Source organism: Pseudomonas sp. JUb42 (assembly GCF_024807945.1).
In the GTDB taxonomy this organism is placed as follows: domain Bacteria; phylum Pseudomonadota; class Gammaproteobacteria; order Pseudomonadales; family Pseudomonadaceae; genus Aquipseudomonas.
This window is the reverse complement of sequence record NZ_JANUFD010000010.1, coordinates 227527-247120: the sequence shown is the minus strand read 5'-3', so window position 1 is coordinate 247120 and position 19594 is coordinate 227527. Positions and strand designations below refer to the sequence as shown.

Below are 19594 nucleotides of genomic sequence, written 5' to 3'. Positions count from 1 at the left end.
AGGCGCCGCTTTATTTGTGGGAGCAGGCTTGCCTGCGAAGGCTATGTGTGGCCCCTCGCAGGCAAGCCTGCTCCCACAGGGACGTCTCAGACCTTGCGGGTCTTCTGCCGCAAAATATAGATGCTGACCAGCACCGCGCTGGTCAGCATGAACCCTTGGGCCCACGGACGGCGCACCAGGTAGCAGGAAAAGCCGATACTCAGCCACATCAGGCCAATGGCGTAGACCTTGCCCTTGAGCGGGATACCGTTGCCTTCCAGATAGTCACGAATCCATGGCCCGAGATACCGGTGATTGACCAGCCAGGCATAGAAGCGCGGAGAGCTGCGGGCGAAGCAGGCGGCGGCGAGGAGGAGGAAGGGCGTCGTGGGCAGCACCGGGAGAAATATCCCGATGACACCCAGTGCGACGCTCAGCCAGCCAATGCCGGCGAGGAGGAGGCGTAGCATCTGATCAGCGCAGGCGCCTGATCAGTGGTGGCGTGGCTTGAGGATCGCCGGTTTTTCGTCCGGCGCGTGCAGCAGCAGATACAGCGCGGTCAGGGCTTCCGGGATCTGCACAATCATGTCATCCATCAGATTGGCATCGGCGGCGATGTCGGCGAACTCGGGTTGCTCGTCGAACAGGCCGGAACCGACCATGATCGGCAGCAGCATTTCGCTGACTTCTTCTTCGTCATTCTCGAACCAGACCGACTCACGCAGGAACACGCCTTCCATGAAGCCGATGCACCAGCCACGCAGCTCGGAATCATCCGGGTCATCGCCTAGATCCAGGTCGCACGGCAGTTCGAATTCATCGTCCGAGGCCAACTGGCGGGCGATATGGGCCTGTAACTGGATCAGGGTGGCTTCGATCTCTTCGCGCTGAGCATCACTGCTGTAGTGCGGCGGCTCGGCGAACAGGGCGTCGATCCATTCACGTTCAGGGACCGATTCGGAGCAGATCGACAACGCGGTCAGGTAGCCATGAGCGGCCACGTAGTCCAGCGCTTCATCGTGCAGCTCATCGGCATCGAGGAAGACTTGCAGGCGGGTGAGTTGCTCAGCAAAGGACATTGAGGGGTTACCTGAGGTAATAAACGATGCTGAATTCTAGGCCCTGAGCGCCACAGATGCCAGCGCCAAGGCCTGTGGCAGTTAATTTCGACCGCTCATGTCCGCACCGCCCAATGGCCGCAGGTGGTCGGGTATACTGCCGCGCTTCAAGTCGCGGTATGCGGTTGGCAGGACAATCTGGGGTTTTTATGCTCGAACAGGCTCAACGCGTCCTCAAGGACATCTTTGGTTACGACAGCTTCCGGGGTCGCCAGGGTGCGATCATCGAGCGCGTAGCCAGCGGTGGTGATGCGTTGGTACTGATGCCTACAGGCGGCGGCAAGTCGCTGTGCTTCCAGGTGCCAGGCCTGTTGCGCGAAGGCTTGTGCGTAGTGGTCTCGCCGCTGATCGCGCTGATGGACGACCAGGTCGCGACCCTTGATGAACTGGGTGTGGCAGCGGCAGCGCTGAACTCCACCCTCAGCGCCGAGCAACAGCGCGACCTGGCCAACCGGATTCGTCTCGGCGAGGTCAAGATGCTCTACCTGGCCCCCGAGCGCCTGGTCCAGCCGCGCATGCTGGCCTTCCTGCAGAACCTGCAAATCGCCCTGTTCGCCATCGACGAAGCCCACTGCGTTTCTCAGTGGGGCCATGATTTCCGCCCGGAATATCTGCAACTGGGCCAGTTGGCCGAGCTGTTCCCCAACGTTCCGCGCATTGCCCTGACCGCCACCGCCGACAAGCGTACCCGGGAAGAAATCGTTACGCGCCTGCATCTGCAGAATGCCGAGCGCTTTCTGTCCAGCTTTGACCGGCCGAACATTTTTTACCGCATCGTGCCCAAGGAGCAGCCGCGCAAACAGCTGCTGGCGTTCCTCTCCGAGCGGCGCAGCGATGCCGGGATCGTCTACTGCCTGTCGCGCAAGAAAGTCGACGAAGTCGCCGTGTTTCTCAGTGAAAACGGCTACCCGGCGTTGCCTTATCACGCTGGCCTGCCTGCCGAAACCCGTGCCCACAATCAGAGGCGCTTCCTTAATGAGGAAGGCCTGATCATGGTCGCCACCATCGCCTTCGGCATGGGCATCGACAAGCCCAACGTGCGTTTTGTCGCGCACCTGGACCTGCCCAAGTCCCTGGAAGCCTACTATCAGGAAACCGGTCGTGCCGGTCGTGACGGCCTGCCCGCCGATGCCTGGATGGCTTACGGCCTTCAAGATGTGGTCATGCTCAAGCAGATGCTGCAGAACTCTGAAGGCGACGAGCGTCACAAGCGTCTGGAGCAACACAAGCTCGACGCGATGCTCGCCCTGTGCGAAGAAACCCGCTGCCGTCGCCAGACCCTGCTGGCCTATTTCGACGAAGACATGCCCGAGCCGTGCGGCCACTGCGACAACTGCGTCGATGGCGTGCAGACCTGGGACGCCACCGAACCTGCGCGTCAGGCGCTTTCGGCTATTTACCGCACTGGCCAGCGCTACGGCGTCGGCCATCTGGTGGACGTGCTGTTGGGCAAGGAAAACGACAAGGTGCGCAGTTTCGGCCATCAGCATCTGTCGGTGTTCGGCGTCGGCAAGGCTCGTGCAGAGAGCGAATGGCGCTCGCTGTTCCGCCAACTGGTGGCGCGGGGTCTGGCCGATATCGACCTGGAAGGCTACGGCGGCCTGCGTCTGAGCGACACTTGTCGCCCCCTGCTGCGCGGCGAAGTCACGTTGGAGTTGCGCCGCGACCTCAAGCCGCAGACCGTAGCCAAGAGCAGCTCCGGCAGCCCGGCCAGCCAACTGGTGCGTGGCGACGAGCGCGAAGAGTGGGAAGCCCTGCGTGCCCTGCGGCGCAAGCTGGCCGAAGAGCATGGCGTGCCGCCTTACGTCATCTTCCCCGACTCAACCCTGCTGGAAATGTTGCGCAGCAAGCCCGGCAACATGGCCGAAATGGGCCGGGTCAGCGGTGTCGGTGCACGCAAGTTGGAACGCTATGGCGAGGCCTTCCTGGAAGTGCTCGGCGGCACGGCCCCGGCGCCGAAAGTCGTGGCCGATATCCGCCATGAGCTGATCAGTCTGGCCCGTGCAGGCATGACCCCGGCGCAGATTGCCGGTCAACTGCAGTGCACCGAGAAGAACGTCTATACCTTGCTGGCCGAGGCCATTGGCAAGCAGCAACTGTCGGTGGAGCAGGCCCTGGATCTGCCCGAAGATCTGCTCGGCGAGATTCAGGACGCCTTCCTGGACGGCGAGGGCGAGTTGCCTCCGGTCGCCGCTATTGCCGAGCAATTCACCGGCCGAGTGCCCGAAGGCGTGCTCTATTGTGTGCGCGCCGCTTTGCAGTCCGAATTCGAGGTCTGAATAGAGCTTGCCTCACCTCAGGCTCCATGATTAGCTGACTAATAATTAGTTTCGATCATGAGTTGGTTATGCCCTTGAACAATGAACACCGCTTCGGAATGCAGCTGGCCCATATGTCCCGTGGCTGGCGCGCCGAGCTGGATCGCCGTCTGGCTGACTTGGGGCTGTCCCAGGCCCGCTGGCTGGTGCTGCTGCATCTGGCCCGGTTCACCTCGCCGCCGACCCAGCGCGAGCTGGCGCAGAGCGTCGGTGTCGAAGGGCCGACCCTGGCACGCTTGCTGGACAGCCTTGAAGCGCAGGGCCTGGTCCTGCGTCAGGCGGTGCTCGAGGACCGTCGGGCGAAGAAGATTGTCCTTTGCGACACCGCCCGGCCGCTGATCGAGAAAATCGAGACCATTGCCACCGCCCTGCGAGTGGAGTTGTTCGAAGGCATCAGCGAAGAAGATCTGCGGCTGTGCATGAGCGTGCACACCCGTATCCTGGCCAATCTGGAAAAATCATAGCGCGAGCATATTGCCGGATCTGCCATCATACTTGTCAGGCCCTGTACGGAACGTGGCGGCCGCTCGCCGACTTTTTGTACAGGCCCTGGTCCGGGACCGAGAGAAGCGGTCCGAAAAATTGAATATGCCGAGAAGTCTGCTTTGGTTTCCATAAGGGTTCGTATGCTGAAGAGTTCTGAGGCCGTCGTGCCGGGTGCGCTGCGGCGCACGATGCCCGGTGTACGTGGCGGGTTGATGGCATTGCTCATCGCTTCGGCTTCCATGCTGTATCCGGCGATGGCGTCTGCCCTGGGACTGGGTGATATCACCCTGCATTCCGCGCTGAACCAGCCGCTGGACGCGGATATCGATCTGGTCGAGACCGGTGGCCTGAACGAAGAAGATGTCATCGCTAAGCTGGCAACGCCGGAAGCCTTCACCCGCGCGGGTGTCGAGCGAGTGTTCTTCCTCAATGACTTGCGCTTCACGCCGATCATTCATGGCAACCACGGCGTCATTCATGTGGTGTCGAGCAAGCCGGTTACCGAACCTTTCCTGAATTTCCTTGTGCAGTTGTCACGCCCTAATGGCGATTTGCTGCATGAGTACACCTTGCTGCTCGATCCGGCGACTACCCCGGCAGGCCGTGCGGCGCTTCAGGGGCGTAATCGCGAGTCGATCACCCAGACCGGCGGCTCGCGCATGCCCGTAGCGCCACCGCCAGCGGTGCAGAGCAAGCATTACGTCGTGGTGGCAGGTGACAACCTGGGTTCGATTGCCCGGCGCCTGCATGGCACGGATTCGAAGATGTCCGCCGATGAGTTGGCTACCGGCATCAAGGCTCTCAACCCCCAGGCGTTCCCCGCTGGCAACACCAAAGAGCTGAAGGTCGGCCAGAACCTGTTGCTGCCAGATGCGGCGGTCCTGCCGAGCGTTGCCCCGGTTACTCCAACCGCTGCGGCTTCTGTAGCGAGCGGCGCGACTGCCCCCGCCAACGCTGCTTCGCCAACGACTCCTGCCGCAGCGCCGACCAGCGCACAACAGCTGGCCGGTGCGACGGTGGAAAATCAGCAGCTGAACCATGAGGTCGACGATCTCAAGGGGCAATTGAGCGGCAAGGACAAGGAAATCGTCACCCTGGAAACCCAGCTGGCCGAGCTCAAAAGTGCACCTGCTCAGCCGGTGGCAGTAGCACCGGTGACACCTGTCGCGCCGACTCCGGTTGCAACGCCTGTTCCCGCGCCAGTGGCAACCCCTGCTCCGGTAGTCGTGCCTGCGCCAGCCCCCGTTGTCGATGATTCCTTTATCAGCCAGCCGATCCTGCTGGGCGCCTTGCTGATCCTGCTGTTGCTGTTGGGCCTGGTCTACTCCATGCGCCGTAAGCGGCAGAAGGAGCTGGACGATGACGATTACGACGAGCCAATGCCGGACGATATCGGTCCGACCCCGGTTATTCTCGACGTGCCAGGTGTCTCCGCCCCACGTACCGTCGCCCCCGTGGTTGCGCCGGTTGTTGCCCCGATCCGGCCGCAGGCACCCCCTGCGCCACGCCCGGCCAGTGCGCCGCCGGATGCCCTTGACGGGGTCAATATCTATATCGCTTACGGCCGCTTTACCGAGGCCCTGGGCATTCTGCGCGATGCTCTGGATAAGCAGCCGGAGCGCATGGATATTCGCGCCAAGATTCTTGAGCTGCTCGCCGAACAGGGTGATGCCAGCGGTTTTGCGGCCCAAGAGCAGAATTTCATCGAGCAGGGCCTGGATCCTGAGAAGGTCGCGGAGATTCGCGGGCGTTATCCACTGCTGAAAAAGGCCGAGCCCCCGGCTCCTGCCGCCCCTGTGGTGCCGGTTGTTGCGGCAGTCGCAGCGGCTGCGGTAACGGCGGCGGTGGTCAAGCCGACCCTGGCCAAGGCTCCACCGGCGCCTGCCGAGGACGAGTTCCAGCTGAACCTGGATGATCTGTCCATGGATGCCGACTGGGATCTGGTCGATCCATTTGATACCCCGCGTTCGCGTAAGCAGGAGACGGTTCAGCCAGAGGAAGAGGATCCAGGCTTCGCCTCGAACCTGACGCAGCTGCCGGAAGTGTTCGAGATGCAGGAAGAGCAGTTCCTCAGCGACTTCTCCGAACCCGAGGACGACTTTTCCGAGCCTGAAGTGATACCTGAGCCGATCGTCCAGGCCGATAGCGATGCTCTGGACGATGATTTCCTCGATGGCTTTATGGATGACACGACTGATTTCGATCTACTGGATCTCGATGAGGCTCCACTGAGCAAGCTCAATGAAGCTCAGGTGCTGATCGATGACGGCGATATCGAAAGCGCTCGCCTGATTCTTCAGGAGTTGATCGAGAACGGCGACGATGCCCACCAGCAGGCCGCCTTCGAGATGCTCAAGGGGCTTGATTGATATGTCCGCAGCGCGCCCCGAAGTCGTCATTACCTACTGCACCCAGTGCCAGTGGCTGCTGCGAGCGGCCTGGCTGGCGCAGGAACTGCTGAGCACCTTCGCCGATGACCTCGGCAAGGTATCCCTGGAGCCGGCTACCGGCGGCGTCTTCCGCATCACCTGCGACGGCACCCAGATCTGGGAACGGAAGGCTGACGGCGGCTTCCCCGAAGCCAAGGTGCTCAAGCAGCGCGTACGCGATCTGATCGACCCGCAGCGGGACCTGGGGCATAACGAACCCAAGCCATAGCAAATGTTTTTGGTGGGACCGGCTTTAGCCGGGAAGGCAATGGAGCAGGCGATAGAAATGTATCGGCCTTGCCAATGCATTCCCGGCTGAAGCCGGTCCCACAGAGTCTTGTGTTTGCTGTGAGACGGCGCCGGGCCCGGCGCCATCCCCGCTAATACGCGCTGCTTCAGACACTCAGCGAGTGATCCACCATCGCGGAAATCATCTCTATCTGGTGGAGAATGCAGAGCATTTTCTGCCGCGCAGGACCATCCAGGCTTTCACCAAATTCATCGGCGGCGACCTGGACACAGCGCAGCATGTCCGAGGCGTGGTTCATGGCGTGGGCCTTGCTGAGCGATGGATGGGCGATGATCAAGGGTGGGTCGGGGGTAATGATTTTCATTGGATAAAACTCCGATAGAACTCATGGAGCCGCCATCCGATCGCTACCAACGACAGGGAGGCGGCCGTACGCAGGTTGGTAGAACCGGCTATCGGCACCCGGCTCGCCCGAAGGCGACATGCGCACGGCCACCAAAACAGAGACCATCGAAAACGGTCTGTTTAACGTGGCGCCTTGCGCCGATAGAACCTCAGATCTACCAAATCTGATCGCTGATTTTGCAGCGACCGCGCAAGAGTAGAGAGCTGAATTCCGTGGCACAAGGGGTCTGGATTTTCTCGGAAATTTCATTCAAAAGAAAGAGATACGTCTGGCTATGGGGGGGGGGAGTCGGGAAGTTTTACCCCGATCTCCGGGCTCACCAGAGTTTTCCCAGCAGCGCCAGGCTGATCATTGCAGTCCCCATGCTCACGCAAAACACGTGCATGGGAATGCAGATCCATCGTCGATGGCTCAATGAGACGCTATTGACCTCATCCATATCCACCAGGCCTTTTTTGCTCAAACTTTTTGCCGAGGTGAGCGCAAAGTTGACCATGGCGTATCGATAGCTTTTGCCAGCCAGGCTGCTGGTTCCCCAGAACGCTACGGCATCAGTCACGATTTTGCAGTTTTTCAGCTGGGCTTCAACCTTGGGCAGGATGTAGAGCTTGACGTAAAGGGTTGCGAAAAAATCAAGGATTATGACGATGGTCGAGATCACAATCAGCCACCCCAGAATCCCGTCATTCATTGCCGGTCAACTCGTAACACGGCGTTCCCACGTCAAACTCGATGACCAGCTCGTTCACCAGAGTTTCCCCAACAGCGCCAGGCAGATCATGGCAGTCCCCATGCTCACGCAAAACACATGCATGGGAATGCAGATCCATCGTCGATGGCTCAATGACACGCTATTGACCTCATCGATATCCACCATGCCTTTTTCGCTCAAGCTTTTTGTCGAAGTGAGAGCGAAGTTGACCATGGCGTACCGATAGCCTCTGCCAGCCAAACCGGTGGTTCCCCAGAACGCTATGGCATCAGTCACGATTTTGCAGTTCCTCAACTGGGCTTCAACCTTCGGCAGGATGTAGTGCTCGGCGTAAAGGATTGCGAAAAAAACAAGGATTATCACGATGGTCGAGATCACAATCAGCCATCCCAGAATCCCGTCAGTCATTGCCTTTCAGCTCGTAAAGCAGCGTGCTTACATACTCGCCAGCAGCCGAACCTCCCTTGCCTGCCGCCCATGCCCCAATAGCACCTCCTGCAATACCGCAGGCCAACAGACTTCCCCCTCTTGACGGCCCCACCAGTTTGAAACACAGACTCGCACTGGCTTTCAAACCAACCCTCCCCCCAACCATGGCTGAAGGGATCCCTGCCACCATCTTTCCCACTTCCACAAACTTGGCTTTGGTGCATTGCTCCTCGCGCCCGGTCGAGCATGCTTCTTCAATTTCCAGTGCCCCCGCGCCGATATCCAGTGTGACACCCACAAAGGTTCCATTACTCAGCGCGCGCGCCATTGAGCCAATACGTTTCACCTGCTGTGCATAAGCCCGCAGCTCGCCGGTATGCAGAAAACGCTTGCTGGAATAGCCGAACATTTTCTTGATGGTCGAGTTCTTTTTAAGGCCCGTGCCCCAGCGGCCGATGCCGCGCAGTTGGTCGTCCAGCGCTGCAAAAAGCGCCTGACGTCGGGCAATGAACTGGTCTTTGTTGAGCGCACCCGAGCGCCAACTCTGATAGGCGCTATTGATCTCATTGAGGGTGGTTTCAACCTGCTTGAGGTGGTTCTTCCAGGCACCGGTAACGCTGCCAACCCCGATGGAGCCGTACGTCAGGATATCTTGAAGGACATCGAAGTTCTCCATCAACCCGCGCTGGACGGTAAAGCTGCTTCCGATAAAAGCGCTGCGAACGTCCCGAGCCTGCCAGCTCATCTGGTCTTCCTCATAAGTGCATTGGCTGGATGAATCATCGCCGTAGATCAGCACCTGTCCGGGGAAAACAGGATCGTTATGGTGATAGCCATGATTAAGACGGTCGAACTTGTTCCGGGCGGCCGGGCTGGTTAGTTGGTCCCGGTACCAGGAGTAGATCTGTACCTGATCGGTGATAAACGCATAGGCGCGAGTCATGAATGCAACGTCCTTGGTCCTCAAAACATGAGGGCGGACGATAAATAGTTGTTGTAGGCAGAGTCATTAGACAGAACGTTGAAAACGGCTTGACCACAGAACTTTCGGAAATGACCTACTTCAGTGTTCATCAGAACTTACAACCAGCCCCTGGCCTCATGCCTGAAATCAAATCCTTGCCAGTCAGTTAATGGGACCGGTAGGAGCGAACTTGTTCGCGAGGCGGCGTGCCTGATTCACTGTGTTGTCTGCCTCGCCAACGAGTTGGCTCCTACCGCTGCGCACGGGGCAGGGCCTGCCTGTCACAACATTGCCACGCCATCGTCATTTTCAATTAACCGGCAGCACGCACTATCGTCAAAACCCAGTCGGAGGTTGACGACCATGACCAGTGCCCAGCTCGCCAAACCCAGCCGCAAGCAACATGTGCGGACCTTATGGATTTCCGATGTTCACCTGGGCACTCGCGATTGCCAGGCCGAGCATCTTTCGACCTTTCTCAAGGGCTATCAGGCAGACAAGGTCTATCTGGTCGGAGACATCATCGACGGCTGGAAACTGCGCAGCGGCATGTACTGGCCCCAGGCCCATACCAACGTGATTCGCCGCCTGCTGACCATGAGCAAGCGCGGCACCGAGGTGATCTACGTCACCGGTAACCACGATGAATTCCTGCGTCGCTACTCCAAGCTGATCCTGGGCAATATCCAGCTGGTGGACGAAGCCATTCACCAGACTGCCGATGGCCGCAAGCTGCTGGTCATCCACGGCGATCAGTTCGATGTGATCACCCGCTATCACCGCTGGCTGGCCTTCCTCGGCGATTCGGCCTACGAGTTCACCCTGACCCTCAACCGCTGGCTCAACCACTGGCGTGCCAAGTACGGCTATGGCTACTGGTCGCTGTCGGCGTACCTCAAGCATAAGGTCAAGACGGCGGTCAGTTTCATCAGCGACTTCGAAGAAGCCATCGCCCATGAGTGCGTGAAGCGCGGTCTGGATGGCGTGGTCTGTGGGCATATCCACCATGCCGAGATTCGTCAGGTGGGCGGGGTGGAATACCTTAACTGCGGCGACTGGGTCGAGTCCTGCACCGCGCTGATCGAGCATCTGGACGGCAGCATCGAGCTGTTCCGTCTGGCCGACGCCCATCAGCGCGAAAAGGCCCGCGTGCAGGAAGAGCAGGCCGAAGTGGCTGAGCCGGTCAACTGACTCCGGTCAGAGACTGACTTTGCCCAGCAGAATATCGCGGTACATCACGAAATCGCCCAGCAGGCTGTAGAACGGATGCTGAAAGGTGGCCGGGCGATTCTTCTCGAAGAAGAAATGGCCGGCCCAGGCAAATCCGTAACCTGCCAGAGGCACCAGCCACAGCAGGCTCCAGCGGCCGCTGCCGATACCGAACGCCAACAGGAAAATCACCAGGCTGGTGCCGATAAAATGCAGGCGCTTGCAGGTGCTGTTGTTGTGTTCGGCCAGGTAGTACGGGTAGAAGTCGGCAAAACGGCTGAACTGTCTGACGTTGTCCATGGTGACTCCCGCAAAGAGTGACGAGGCTTTCAGTCTATTGCCGTCGGGCCCCCTGCCGCCATGGGTTTTATCGGCTATTCATGCTGTCAATGACGCCAGAATGCCGGTACGCATAGCACCAGCACCGTAATGATCTCCAGGCGCCCCAGCAGCATGCCGCCGGACAGTATCCATTTGGCCGCGTCCGGCAGCGTTGAGAAGTTGCCCGCCGGGCCGATCGTCTCGCCCAGGCCGGGGCCGACGCCGGACACGGTGCTGGCTGCGCCGGTCAGGGCGGTCATCCAGTCCAGACCCAGCAACGCCAAAGCCAAAGCGATACCGCAGATGGTGATGGTGAAGAAGAACGAAAAGGTCAGGATCGAACGGACGATTTCATCATCCAGACGGTGGCCGTTGTAGTTCTGGCGGATCACCGCGCGGGGGTGAATCAGCTGATTGAGGTTGGCCTTGAGCAGGATATAGGCCACCTGGAAGCGAAACACCTTCACTCCGCCAGCCGTCGAGCCGGAGCAGCCGCCGATAAAGCCCAGGTAGAAGAAGAACATCAAGGCGAAATTGCCCCACAGGCTGTAGTCGCCCAGAGCGAAGCCGGTGGTGGTCACAACCGAGGTAACGTTCAGCGCGACATGACGCAAGGCGTCGTACCAGGGCAGGTCGGTGGTGCTCCAGTACCACAGGGTCATTACCAGCCAGGTCGCCAGCAGCAGGCCGATCAGGCCGCGCACTTGTTCATCGCGAATCAATGCCTTGCGATTGCCCCGCAGCGTGGCGACGTACAGGGTGAACGGCAGGCTGCCGAGGATCATCACCACGATCGCCACCCAATGCACCGCCGGTTGCGGCCATTTGGCCAGGGACTGATCCGATGTGGAGAAACCGCCAGTGGCAATGGCCGACATGGCGTGGTTGATCGCGTCGAACAGGCTCATACCCGCCGCCCAGAACGCCAGGCTGCCCAGTGCCGTGAGACCGACATAAGTCAACACAATGAACTTGGCGACCATGTGCGAGCGCGGCATGACCTTCTCCGAGCGGTCGGAAGATTCAGTCTGGAACAGGCGCATGCCACCGATACGCAGCAGTGGCAGAATCGCCACCGCCATGCCGATAAAGCCGATGCCGCCCAGCCAGTGCAACAGCGAGCGCCAGATCAGGATGCCCGGCGAGATGCTGTCCAGGCCGCTGATCACCGTAGAACCGGTGGCCGTGATGCCCGACATGCTTTCGAAAAACGAGTCGGTGAAGCTCATGTGCTGGGTCAGCAGGAACGGCAGGGCGGCGAACACGCAGACCACGATCCAACTGGACACCGTCAACATGTACATGTCCCGCGGGCGCAGATGCACATGCTCCGGGCGGCCAGGGATGATCAGCGCCATGCCGGCGAGGAAGGTCAGTACGCTGGACCAGAGAAACGAGCGCAGGTCGTCCAGATGATCGAAGATCACCAGGGTGGCGATCGGCACGACCATGGCGATGGCCAGGGTGATCAGGAAGATGCCGATGATGAAACCGATGATGCGAAGGGTCGGCAACGCCATGAAGTCGCTCTGACTGGAGTGAGGAAAGGGCGCCATTCTACCTGCGCCTATTAGAGTGTAAACCGACGGCGATTAGCCAGCCGGCCTCGGACTAAAAGTGGCTGCAGGCTGGGCGCCTTCGGCGCTACGCGCACCATGCTGCGTTAAAAACAGGCTCGGACGACTGAAAGGAGAACGTCCGAAGGACGGCCCGAAGGGGGCGCGTAGCGGATAATGCTCATTTAGGGGCCTAAACTCCGCTTCCTCGCCTGTTTTTGCCTTGCCTGACCATCGCTCGCCGACTTTTCGTCCAGACCCCTAGATAACTAATTCCCTTGCCCAGACGTTATTGCTTTTAGAATGTTGAATCATTTTCCAAGGAGAAAGCCGATGCAGGCTGTCGACGTTTTGCTCAATCGTGTTTCGGTGCCCCGTCTGGTCGAGCCGGCCCCGGATGCTGCGCAGCGCGAAGTGTTGTTTGGTGCGGCATTGCGTGCGCCGGATCATGGCATGTTGCGTCCGTATCGTTTTCTGACGGTGGAAGGTCTGGCCCGTGAGCGTATGGGCGAATTGCTTGCCCAAGCCCTGCAGCAGGGAGGTGGCGAAGTGACCGAGCAGATGCTCGACAAGGCGCGCCTGGGTCCGCTGCGGGCACCGTTGGTTGTCGTAGTTATCGCGTCCTTGCAGGAGCACTTCAAAGTGCCGAAGAAGGAGCAGCTGCTAACGGCCGCCTGTGCCGCCCACGGCGTACTGCTGGCGGCTTATGCCTTGGGTGTCGGTGCGGTCTGGCGGACTGGAGAGCTAGCCTACGCGGGCCACGTGGCCAAAGGGCTGGGACTGAAAGAAGACGAAGAAGTGGTGGCGTTTCTTTATCTGGGGACGCCGCAGAATCCACCTCGGGAAGCGCCCAAGGTGGATGTGGCAACCGTCGTCAGCGCCTGGCAGGGCTGATATCAATTCACCGTTGGCATCACTGGTTCCAACGGCAGATCCAGGCATGCGAGGAAACCGCCTTCGGGATGGTTTTGCAGCGTCAGATGACCGCCATGGCGTTCAGCCGCGCGTTTGGCGATGGCCAGGCCGAGGCCATGGCCCGGCGCGGTCTGGTCCGGGGCGCGATAGAACGGCTCACCCAGTTGCGCCAGATGTTCCGGCGCCACACCGGGGCCGTGGTCGCGCACGCTGAGTTGCGCCCGGTCGCCGACGCGACAGGCCTGCATTTCGATGCGAGCACCCGGCGGGTTGAAGCGCAGAGCGTTGCGCAGCAGGTTGTCCATGGCGCGTTCGAGCATGTCCGGCCAGCCGTGCAATACCAGGTTGTCCTCGATATAGACGTGGATATCCTGCCCCTCATCGTTGAACTGCGCTTCGCCCTGCAAATGCTCAAGCATGCCGCGCACATCCACCGGCTCGGGATTACCCACCGTGGCATCGAGACGGGCCAGGGCGAGGATCTCGCTGATCAGTGCTTCCAGACGATCACAATCCCGGGCCAGGCGTGGCCATAGCTTCTCGCGTTCTGCCGGTTCCGCCCGCTCGGCCAGAGCGAGGGCGATCCGTAGTCGCGCCAGCGGCGAGCGCAGTTCATGGGATACATCACGCAATAGTTGGCGCTGACTGCCGATCAGGCTTTGCAGGCGCGCGCCCATGCGGTTGAAATCGGTGGCCAGGACGCCAAATTCGTCGCGACGGTTGGCCAGTTGCGCCAGGCTGTTCTGTTGATAAACCGTCAGCCCGAGATCATGTACTGCGCCCCGCAAGCGACTGAGGGGGCGGGTAATGGACAGGGTCACCAACAGGCTGAACAGGGTCAGTACCACCAGGGCGATGCCCAGGGCGCTGAATGGCCAGAGCAGGCTTTGCCGGTGCCAGGCGTCGAGTTCGGGGTGAGGGATTCGATAGATCAGCAGATAGGTTTCGCCGGTTTTCGGGCTGGTGTACTCGGTGGTCAGACGCCGCCAGGGCAACTGGCGTGGATCATCGTGCTGGCGAGCTTCGAAGGCGGCGGCGCGAGCCGGGAAAGTCCCACTGACCACCGCTTCACCGGCGTCGTTAAGTACCTGCACATCGATGTGATAACGCCGCTTGAGGCCTTGCAGGTAATCCTGGGATGCCGCTTCGCCCTGGTTTTCGTAAAGCTCGGACCAGGTTTGCGGCAGATTGTTGAGGCCCGGGTGGCGGCTGAGAATCCAGGCGTCCTGGTTGAGCATATGCCCCAGCAGAATGGATAGACCTGCCACCAGGGCAATGGCCAGCCAGAAACTGGCCAGGATTCGCCAGAACAATGAACGCACGGTTTGACCTCAGCTGAAATAGAGACACCCGACCAGCTTGGGGCAGGTCGGGTGTGGGTAAGCGGATATTACTGGGCTTTCTGGGCCTTTTGCGCTTTCCAGGCTTCGAATTCAGCACGATCGGCGCGGCGTTGTTCCTGTTTCTTCAGGATTTCGTCGAACTGTTTCTGCTGGTCCGGCTTGAGTACGGCGCGGATGTCAGCCTGAGTCTTGTCATGCTTGGCCTTGATCTCATCCTGCATGGCTTTCTGATCGGCGGCTGGCAGCTTTTTCAGGTAGCGCTCGGTGAGTTCGTGACGGCCGCGCATTTGGTCGCCCATCAGCTTGGCGATCTGCTGATGCTGTTCCGGCGTCAGGTTCAACTCGCGGAACGGGCCGCCGTCACGTGGACCGTGCTGGCCGTGCATGCCACCACCCTGCCAGCCGTTGTCCGGACCATCTTGTGGCGGCATGGCCATGGCGAGGGTTGGCAGGGCAGTGGCGAACATCAAAGCGATCAGGGTCTTGCGCATCATGGTGTCTCTCCTTTGTCTCGAATCCGGTTCTTGTCCGGTTGAGCTCAGTTTAAGGAGATGAAGGTCAAGGGCAGTCAGGCGACGGTAAAGCTTGCGTAAAGAGCCGCGTCGAGCGAGCTGACACAAGGCCAGCCCGATCAGGCGCTGTAGTAGTAGCCGCGGCTGCGCAGGGCGACGATGCGTGGACGGCCATCGGCATGGGGGCCGATCTTCTTGCGCAGGTTGCTGACGTGCATGTCCAGGCTGCGGTCGTACAGCGTCAGCTTGCGGCCCAGGGCCAGTTGCGCCAGTTCCTGCTTGTCCAGGGGCTCGCCGGGCTGGCGCAGCAGGGCTTCGAGCAGACGGCTCTCGGAAACGGTCAAGGTCAGTTCCTGCTCACCGATGGTGACTACGCCACGCATCGGGCTGAAGCTCAGGTCGCCCAGTTCCAGCTGGCTGGCCACGGCGGTCGGGTGACTGCGGCGCAGCACGGCCTTCAGGCGTGCGGTCAGCTCCCGGGGGTCGCAGGGCTTGGCCAGGTAGTCGTCGGCGCCCAGTTCCAGGCCGAGGATACGGTCCAGCGGCTCGCCACGGGCCGACAGCATGACCACGGGCATCTCGGGGTGATCACTGCGCAGTTGCTTGAGCAGTTCCAGGCCGCTGCCGTCGGGCAGCATGACATCCAGAACCACGGCGGCCGGCACCGATTGGGCGAGGGCGCGACGGGCGCTGACGCCATCGTGGCAGGCCTGTACCTGAAAGCCTTCCTGACTCAGCCAACTGCTCAGCAGTTCGCAGAGTTCCTGATCATCATCAATTAATAACAGCTCGCTCATGACTCACTCAATTCAGCCACTGCCGACGCTCTCTACGTCCGCCAGTGGCAAAGATACCGCACAGTAGGGCGATCAGTGCAACGCCGCCTCCGGTGACGAACCATTGTTGCTGTTCGGTGAGAAAACGCAGGGGCAGGCTGGTTTGTGCTTCTTTGAGTTGTGTCCGGAGTTTTTGGTTCTCCAGGCGCAGCTCTTTGAGCGGAGCGCTTTCACGGCTGGCGTCTGCACTCTGCAACTGCTTTTGCAGTTCTTCGCGCTGGCGCTCGCTGTCTTTCAGACGCTGTTGCAGGTCAATGACCTGAGCGGCCGCAGTAGGCAGCGGCAAGGTGATGCCCGAGCCATTTGTTTCTTCGGCTTGGGCATCGGTGCCCACCGCCAGCACAGCCAACAACACACATAACGGACCTGGACGCATCTGAACTCCCTTCTATTGCCGGCAGAATCGATTTTCAGTTTGTCGGCAGGAAGAACGGAATGATGAGCGGTCGTCTGTGCAGTGTGGCATCTGCGCGCTGTTGCTTACACGGATGCCACGATTTACCTGGATTCAGGGCAGTACTTGCTTGAACGGCTTGACCACGACACTGGCGTAGACGCCCGCAGCGATATACGGATCGGCATCGGCCCAGGTCTTGGCGGCAGCGAGGGATTCGAACTCGGCGACGATCAGGCTTCCAGTGAAACCCGCAGCGCCCGGGTCGTTGCTTTCAACCGCCGGATGCGGGCCGGCCAGGACCAGGCGGCCGGCATCCTTGAGCACGACCAGGCGCTCGAGGTGGGCAGGGCGTACGCTCAGGCGTTTTTCCAGAGAATCAGCGACATCGGTGGAGATAATTGCAAAGAGCATGTCAGTCCTCGGTCTTGGAGGTGGGATTCGACGCGGCAGGGTCCGGGTCGTGCATATGCTTGGCGAGGAACAGGCCCTGACCGACCAGGAACAGCACGGTCATGCCCAGGCTGCCGAAGACTTTGAAGTCGACCCAGAAATCCTGGTAGGTGAAGGCCACGTACAGGTTGGCCGCGCCGCAAAAGATGAAAAAGATGATCCAGGCCACGTTCAGCTTGCGCCAGATCGGCTGCGGCAGGCTCAGGGCATGGCCCATGATGCGCTGGATCAGCGGGCGCTCACCGATGAACTGGCTGCCGAGGAAGGCCAGGGCGAACAGCCAGTTGACCACCGGGGCTTTCCATTTGAGGAAAGTCTCGCTGTGGAAGGCCAGGGTCAGGCTGCCGAAGACCAGGCAGGCGAGGAGGGTCAGCCACTGGCTTTTCTCCAGTTTGCCCTGCTTGAAATAGAGGAAGCCGTAGACCACCAGCGAACTGATGATCAGCATGGCGGTCGCACTGAAAATACCGCCGATGACGACGCTGTGACCCAGCAGTTCATGGGTTTGCGGTTCGATTTTGTAGACGACGAAAAACAGCAGCAGCGGGATGAAGTCGATGAATTGTTTCACAATGGCAGCCAGAAGCAGGATGTAGCGGCATAATAACAAACATCAATGACTGCGAAAGCGCCCCTATGAATGTTGATCTGCACTGCCACAGCACCGCTTCCGATGGCTCGCTCGCGCCTGCCGTACTGGTTGCCCGTGCCTTCGAGAATGGCGTGCGCGTACTTTCCCTGACCGACCATGACACCACCGAAGGCCTCGCAGAGGCCCGCACGGCGGCGCTTGGGCTGGGTATGCAACTGGTCAATGGGGTAGAGTTGTCTTGCACCTGGGGCGGTGCAACCATCCATATTCTGGGCTACGGTTTCGAGGTCGACGCCCCGGCGCTGGTCGAAGCCATCGGCCGTTTGCATGAGGGGCGCTGGCTGCGTGCCGAAGAAATAAGTCGTAAATTGGCGATGAAAGGTATGCCGGGAGCGCTGGAAGGCGCCCGGGCGATCCAGATGGAGCTGGGCGACAGTGGCAATGCCCCGGCCCGACCGCATTTCGCCGAGTTCCTGGTGCGTGGCGGTTTCGTCAAGGATCGCGCCGAGGCATTCCGCAAATGGCTGGGTGCCGGCAAGCTGGGTGACGTCAAGCAGCACTGGCCGACCCTGGAAGATACCGTCGCCACCCTGCGCGACTCCAAGGCCTGGGTCAGCCTGGCCCACCCCTCGCATTACGATTTCACCCGTAGTAAACGTCGCAAGCTGGTCGCCGACTTTATCCAGGCCGGCGGCCATGCCATCGAAGTCGTCAATGGCCTGCAACCTGCCGATCAGGTCGGGTCGCTGGCCATTCTGGCTCGTGAGTTCGGTCTGCTGGTGTCTGCCGGCAGTGACTTTCATGCTCCTGGCGCATGGTCCGAGATCGGGGTTTACCGCCCGTTACCGGAGGACTTGCCGCCACTTTGGTGCCGATTCAAAAATGACCAGCCTACTGCCGTCGTCTGAACAGGGAGTTACCGTGAGTCAATTTTTCCAGGTCCACCCGGAGAACCCGCAACCGCGCCTGATCAAACAGGCCGTGGAAATCATCAAGGCGGGCGGTTTGGTGGTCTATCCCACAGATTCGTCCTACGCGCTGGGTTGCCAGATCGGTGACAAGAGCGCCATCGAGCGCATTCGCCGTCTGCGCCAGCTGGACGACAAGCACAATTTCACCCTGATGTGCTGCGACCTGTCGCAACTGGGCCTGTTCGCCAAGGTCGATACTGGCGCCTTTCGCGCTCTCAAGAGCCATACGCCGGGGCCGTATACCTTCATTCTCAATGCGACACGTGAAGTGCCACGGCTGATTCTGCATCCCAAGCGCCGCACCATCGGCCTGCGTGTGCCGCAGCATCCGATTGCCCAAGCGCTGCTTGAACAATTGGGCGAGCCGCTGATGAGCGTCAGCCTGATCATGCCCGGCGAGAGCCTGCCCATGAGCGACCCCTATGAGATGCGCGAGGTCCTTGAGCATCAGGTCGACCTGATCATCGACGGCGGCATCGGCGGGGTTTCGGCGTCCACCGTCATCAACCTGGCCGATGGCGAGCCGCAGATCATCCGTATCGGCTGCGGCGACCCGACGCCCTTTGGTGGCGAGGCCTGATGACCGCCGTGGAAACCGTGGACCCCCAGGCTGACGCCCAGCAGGAGCTGCCGTTCGCCCTGGTCTATGGCCAGGCGGTTACCCAGATGCCCCTGGACCTGTATATCCCGCCGGATGCCCTGGAGGTTTTTCTCGAGGCTTTCGAAGGGCCGCTGGACCTGTTGCTGTACCTGATCCGCAAACAGAACATCGATATCCTCGACATCCCGGTGGCTGAAATCACCCGGCAGTACATGGGTTACGTCGAGTTGATGAAGAACGTGCGCCTGGAGCTGGCGGCGGAATACCTGGTAATGGCGGCGATGTTGGCCGAGATCAAATCGCGCATGCTGCTGCCGCGCTCGGCCGAGATCGAGGAAGAGGAAGACGACCCCCGCGCCGAACTGATTCGCCGTCTGCAGGAGTACGAACGCTTCAAGGCCGCCGCCGAGGGTATCGATGGCCTGACCCGGGTCGGCCGCGATGTCAGCGTGCCCAAGCTCGATGCCCCCGAGGCCCGGGCGCGCAAGTTGTTGCCGGATGTCAGCCTCGAAGAGCTGCTGATGTCCATGGCCGAGGTGCTGCGCCAGGGCGATATGTTCGAAAGCCACCAGGTCAGCCGCGAAGCCCTGTCCACCCGCGAGCGCATGAGCGATGTGCTGGAACGGCTCAAGGGCGGTGGTTTCGTGCCCTTTGCCGAGCTGTTTACCGCCGAGGAAGGGCGTCTGGGGGTGGTCGTGACCTTTATGGCGATCCTTGAACTGGTCAAGGAATCCCTGGTCGAGTTGGTGCAGAACGAGCCGTTTGCAGTGATTCATGTGCGGGCGCGGGCGGAGTAAAAC

23 protein-coding genes are annotated in these 19594 nt (G+C 60.4%); 9 read left to right on the top strand and 14 right to left on the bottom strand.

What is annotated here, in order from left to right; genetic code table 11:
- Positions 1-86: 86 nt before the first annotated feature.
- Together M2401_RS21000 and M2401_RS20995 are read right to left on the bottom strand one after the other, a co-directional pair.
- A complete protein-coding gene (locus M2401_RS21000) occupies positions 87-449 on the bottom strand; it encodes a YbaN family protein (protein WP_259105733.1) in 363 nt (120 codons plus the stop codon).
- 21 nt (positions 450-470) lie between these two features.
- Entirely contained in the window at positions 471-1058 is a 588-nt protein-coding gene (locus M2401_RS20995; protein ID WP_259105731.1) for a YecA family protein, read from the bottom strand.
- A gap of 188 nt (positions 1059-1246) precedes the next feature.
- On the opposite strand from M2401_RS20995, the gene recQ reads away from it, so the two are divergent.
- The 4 genes from recQ (at position 1247) to M2401_RS20975 (ending at position 6559) form a co-directional block, all read left to right on the top strand.
- Positions 1247-3376: a DNA helicase RecQ gene (gene recQ / locus M2401_RS20990; RefSeq protein ID WP_259105729.1), complete on the top strand. Its 2130-nt coding sequence runs from the start codon at positions 1247-1249 to the stop codon at positions 3374-3376.
- Between the two features lie 68 nt (positions 3377-3444).
- A complete protein-coding gene (locus M2401_RS20985) occupies positions 3445-3879 on the top strand; it encodes a MarR family transcriptional regulator (protein ID WP_259105728.1) in 435 nt (144 codons plus the stop codon).
- A 162-nt stretch (positions 3880-4041) separates the two neighbouring features.
- On the top strand, positions 4042-6270 hold the full coding sequence (locus tag M2401_RS20980) for a FimV/HubP family polar landmark protein (RefSeq protein WP_259105727.1): 2229 nt from the start codon (positions 4042-4044) through the stop codon (positions 6268-6270).
- A gap of 1 nt (position 6271) precedes the next feature.
- A complete protein-coding gene (locus tag M2401_RS20975) occupies positions 6272-6559 on the top strand; it encodes a SelT/SelW/SelH family protein (protein ID WP_259105726.1) in 288 nt (95 codons plus the stop codon).
- A gap of 166 nt (positions 6560-6725) precedes the next feature.
- Here the strand turns inward: M2401_RS20975 and M2401_RS20970 are convergent, their stop codons facing one another.
- The 4 genes from M2401_RS20970 to M2401_RS20955 form a co-directional block, all read right to left on the bottom strand.
- Entirely contained in the window at positions 6726-6944 is a 219-nt protein-coding gene (locus M2401_RS20970; RefSeq protein ID WP_259105725.1) for a DUF6124 family protein, read from the bottom strand.
- Between the two features lie 358 nt (positions 6945-7302).
- On the bottom strand, positions 7303-7677 hold the full coding sequence (locus M2401_RS20965; protein WP_259105724.1) for a hypothetical protein: 375 nt from the start codon (positions 7675-7677) through the stop codon (positions 7303-7305).
- 54 nt (positions 7678-7731) lie between these two features.
- Complete coding sequence (locus tag M2401_RS20960) at positions 7732-8106, bottom strand: hypothetical protein (protein ID WP_259105723.1); 375 nt, start codon at positions 8104-8106, stop codon at positions 7732-7734.
- On the bottom strand, positions 8099-9070 hold the full coding sequence (locus M2401_RS20955) for a hypothetical protein (protein WP_259105722.1): 972 nt from the start codon (positions 9068-9070) through the stop codon (positions 8099-8101). Before M2401_RS20955 ends, M2401_RS20960 begins: the two co-directional genes overlap by 8 nt.
- 384 nt (positions 9071-9454) lie before the next feature.
- Between M2401_RS20955 and M2401_RS20950 the strand changes: the two genes are divergently transcribed.
- Positions 9455-10282: a UDP-2,3-diacylglucosamine diphosphatase gene (locus M2401_RS20950; protein WP_259105721.1), complete on the top strand. Its 828-nt coding sequence runs from the start codon at positions 9455-9457 to the stop codon at positions 10280-10282.
- 6 nt (positions 10283-10288) lie between these two features.
- Here M2401_RS20950 and M2401_RS20945 read toward each other — a convergent pair whose 3' ends face one another.
- Both M2401_RS20945 and M2401_RS20940 read right to left on the bottom strand, forming a co-directional pair.
- Positions 10289-10600 (bottom strand): DUF962 domain-containing protein, encoded by a 312-nt coding sequence (locus tag M2401_RS20945; RefSeq protein ID WP_259105719.1) that lies wholly within the window; start codon positions 10598-10600, stop codon positions 10289-10291.
- Positions 10601-10686: 86 nt separating this feature from the next.
- Positions 10687-12141, bottom strand: a complete 1455-nt coding sequence (locus M2401_RS20940) for a TrkH family potassium uptake protein (RefSeq protein ID WP_259105770.1) — start codon at positions 12139-12141, stop codon at positions 10687-10689.
- A gap of 369 nt (positions 12142-12510) precedes the next feature.
- Here M2401_RS20940 and M2401_RS20935 point away from each other — a divergent pair, with 369 nt between their 5' ends.
- On the top strand, positions 12511-13071 hold the full coding sequence (locus M2401_RS20935) for a nitroreductase family protein (protein WP_259105718.1): 561 nt from the start codon (positions 12511-12513) through the stop codon (positions 13069-13071).
- Positions 13072-13073: 2 nt separating this feature from the next.
- On the opposite strand, the gene M2401_RS20930 is transcribed toward M2401_RS20935, so the two are convergent.
- From M2401_RS20930 to M2401_RS20905, 6 genes are all read right to left on the bottom strand, one after another.
- Positions 13074-14414 carry a HAMP domain-containing sensor histidine kinase gene (locus M2401_RS20930; protein WP_259105716.1) on the bottom strand — a complete coding sequence of 447 codons (1341 nt, stop codon included), beginning with the start codon at positions 14412-14414 and terminating at the stop codon, positions 13074-13076.
- A 68-nt stretch (positions 14415-14482) separates the two neighbouring features.
- Entirely contained in the window at positions 14483-14926 is a 444-nt protein-coding gene (locus tag M2401_RS20925; protein WP_259105769.1) for a Spy/CpxP family protein refolding chaperone, read from the bottom strand.
- Between the two features lie 140 nt (positions 14927-15066).
- A complete protein-coding gene (locus M2401_RS20920) occupies positions 15067-15744 on the bottom strand; it encodes a response regulator transcription factor (protein WP_259105714.1) in 678 nt (225 codons plus the stop codon).
- A 7-nt stretch (positions 15745-15751) separates the two neighbouring features.
- Positions 15752-16159 (bottom strand): translation initiation factor 2, encoded by a 408-nt coding sequence (locus M2401_RS20915; RefSeq protein ID WP_259105712.1) that lies wholly within the window; start codon positions 16157-16159, stop codon positions 15752-15754.
- A gap of 132 nt (positions 16160-16291) precedes the next feature.
- Positions 16292-16591, bottom strand: coding sequence for a YciI family protein (locus M2401_RS20910; RefSeq protein WP_259105711.1), 300 nt, complete (start codon positions 16589-16591; stop codon positions 16292-16294).
- 1 nt (position 16592) lies between these two features.
- Positions 16593-17201 (bottom strand): septation protein A, encoded by a 609-nt coding sequence (locus tag M2401_RS20905; protein ID WP_259105710.1) that lies wholly within the window; start codon positions 17199-17201, stop codon positions 16593-16595.
- A gap of 65 nt (positions 17202-17266) precedes the next feature.
- Between M2401_RS20905 and M2401_RS20900 the strand changes: the two genes are divergently transcribed.
- The 3 genes from M2401_RS20900 (at position 17267) to M2401_RS20890 (ending at position 19591) form a co-directional block, all read left to right on the top strand.
- Complete coding sequence (locus M2401_RS20900; protein WP_259105709.1) at positions 17267-18130, top strand: PHP domain-containing protein; 864 nt, start codon at positions 17267-17269, stop codon at positions 18128-18130.
- Positions 18131-18143: 13 nt separating this feature from the next.
- Positions 18144-18773 (top strand): L-threonylcarbamoyladenylate synthase, encoded by a 630-nt coding sequence (locus M2401_RS20895; RefSeq protein WP_259105708.1) that lies wholly within the window; start codon positions 18144-18146, stop codon positions 18771-18773.
- 119 nt (positions 18774-18892) lie between these two features.
- Complete coding sequence (locus M2401_RS20890) at positions 18893-19591, top strand: ScpA family protein (protein WP_259105767.1); 699 nt, start codon at positions 18893-18895, stop codon at positions 19589-19591.
- Positions 19592-19594 lie beyond the last annotated feature (3 nt).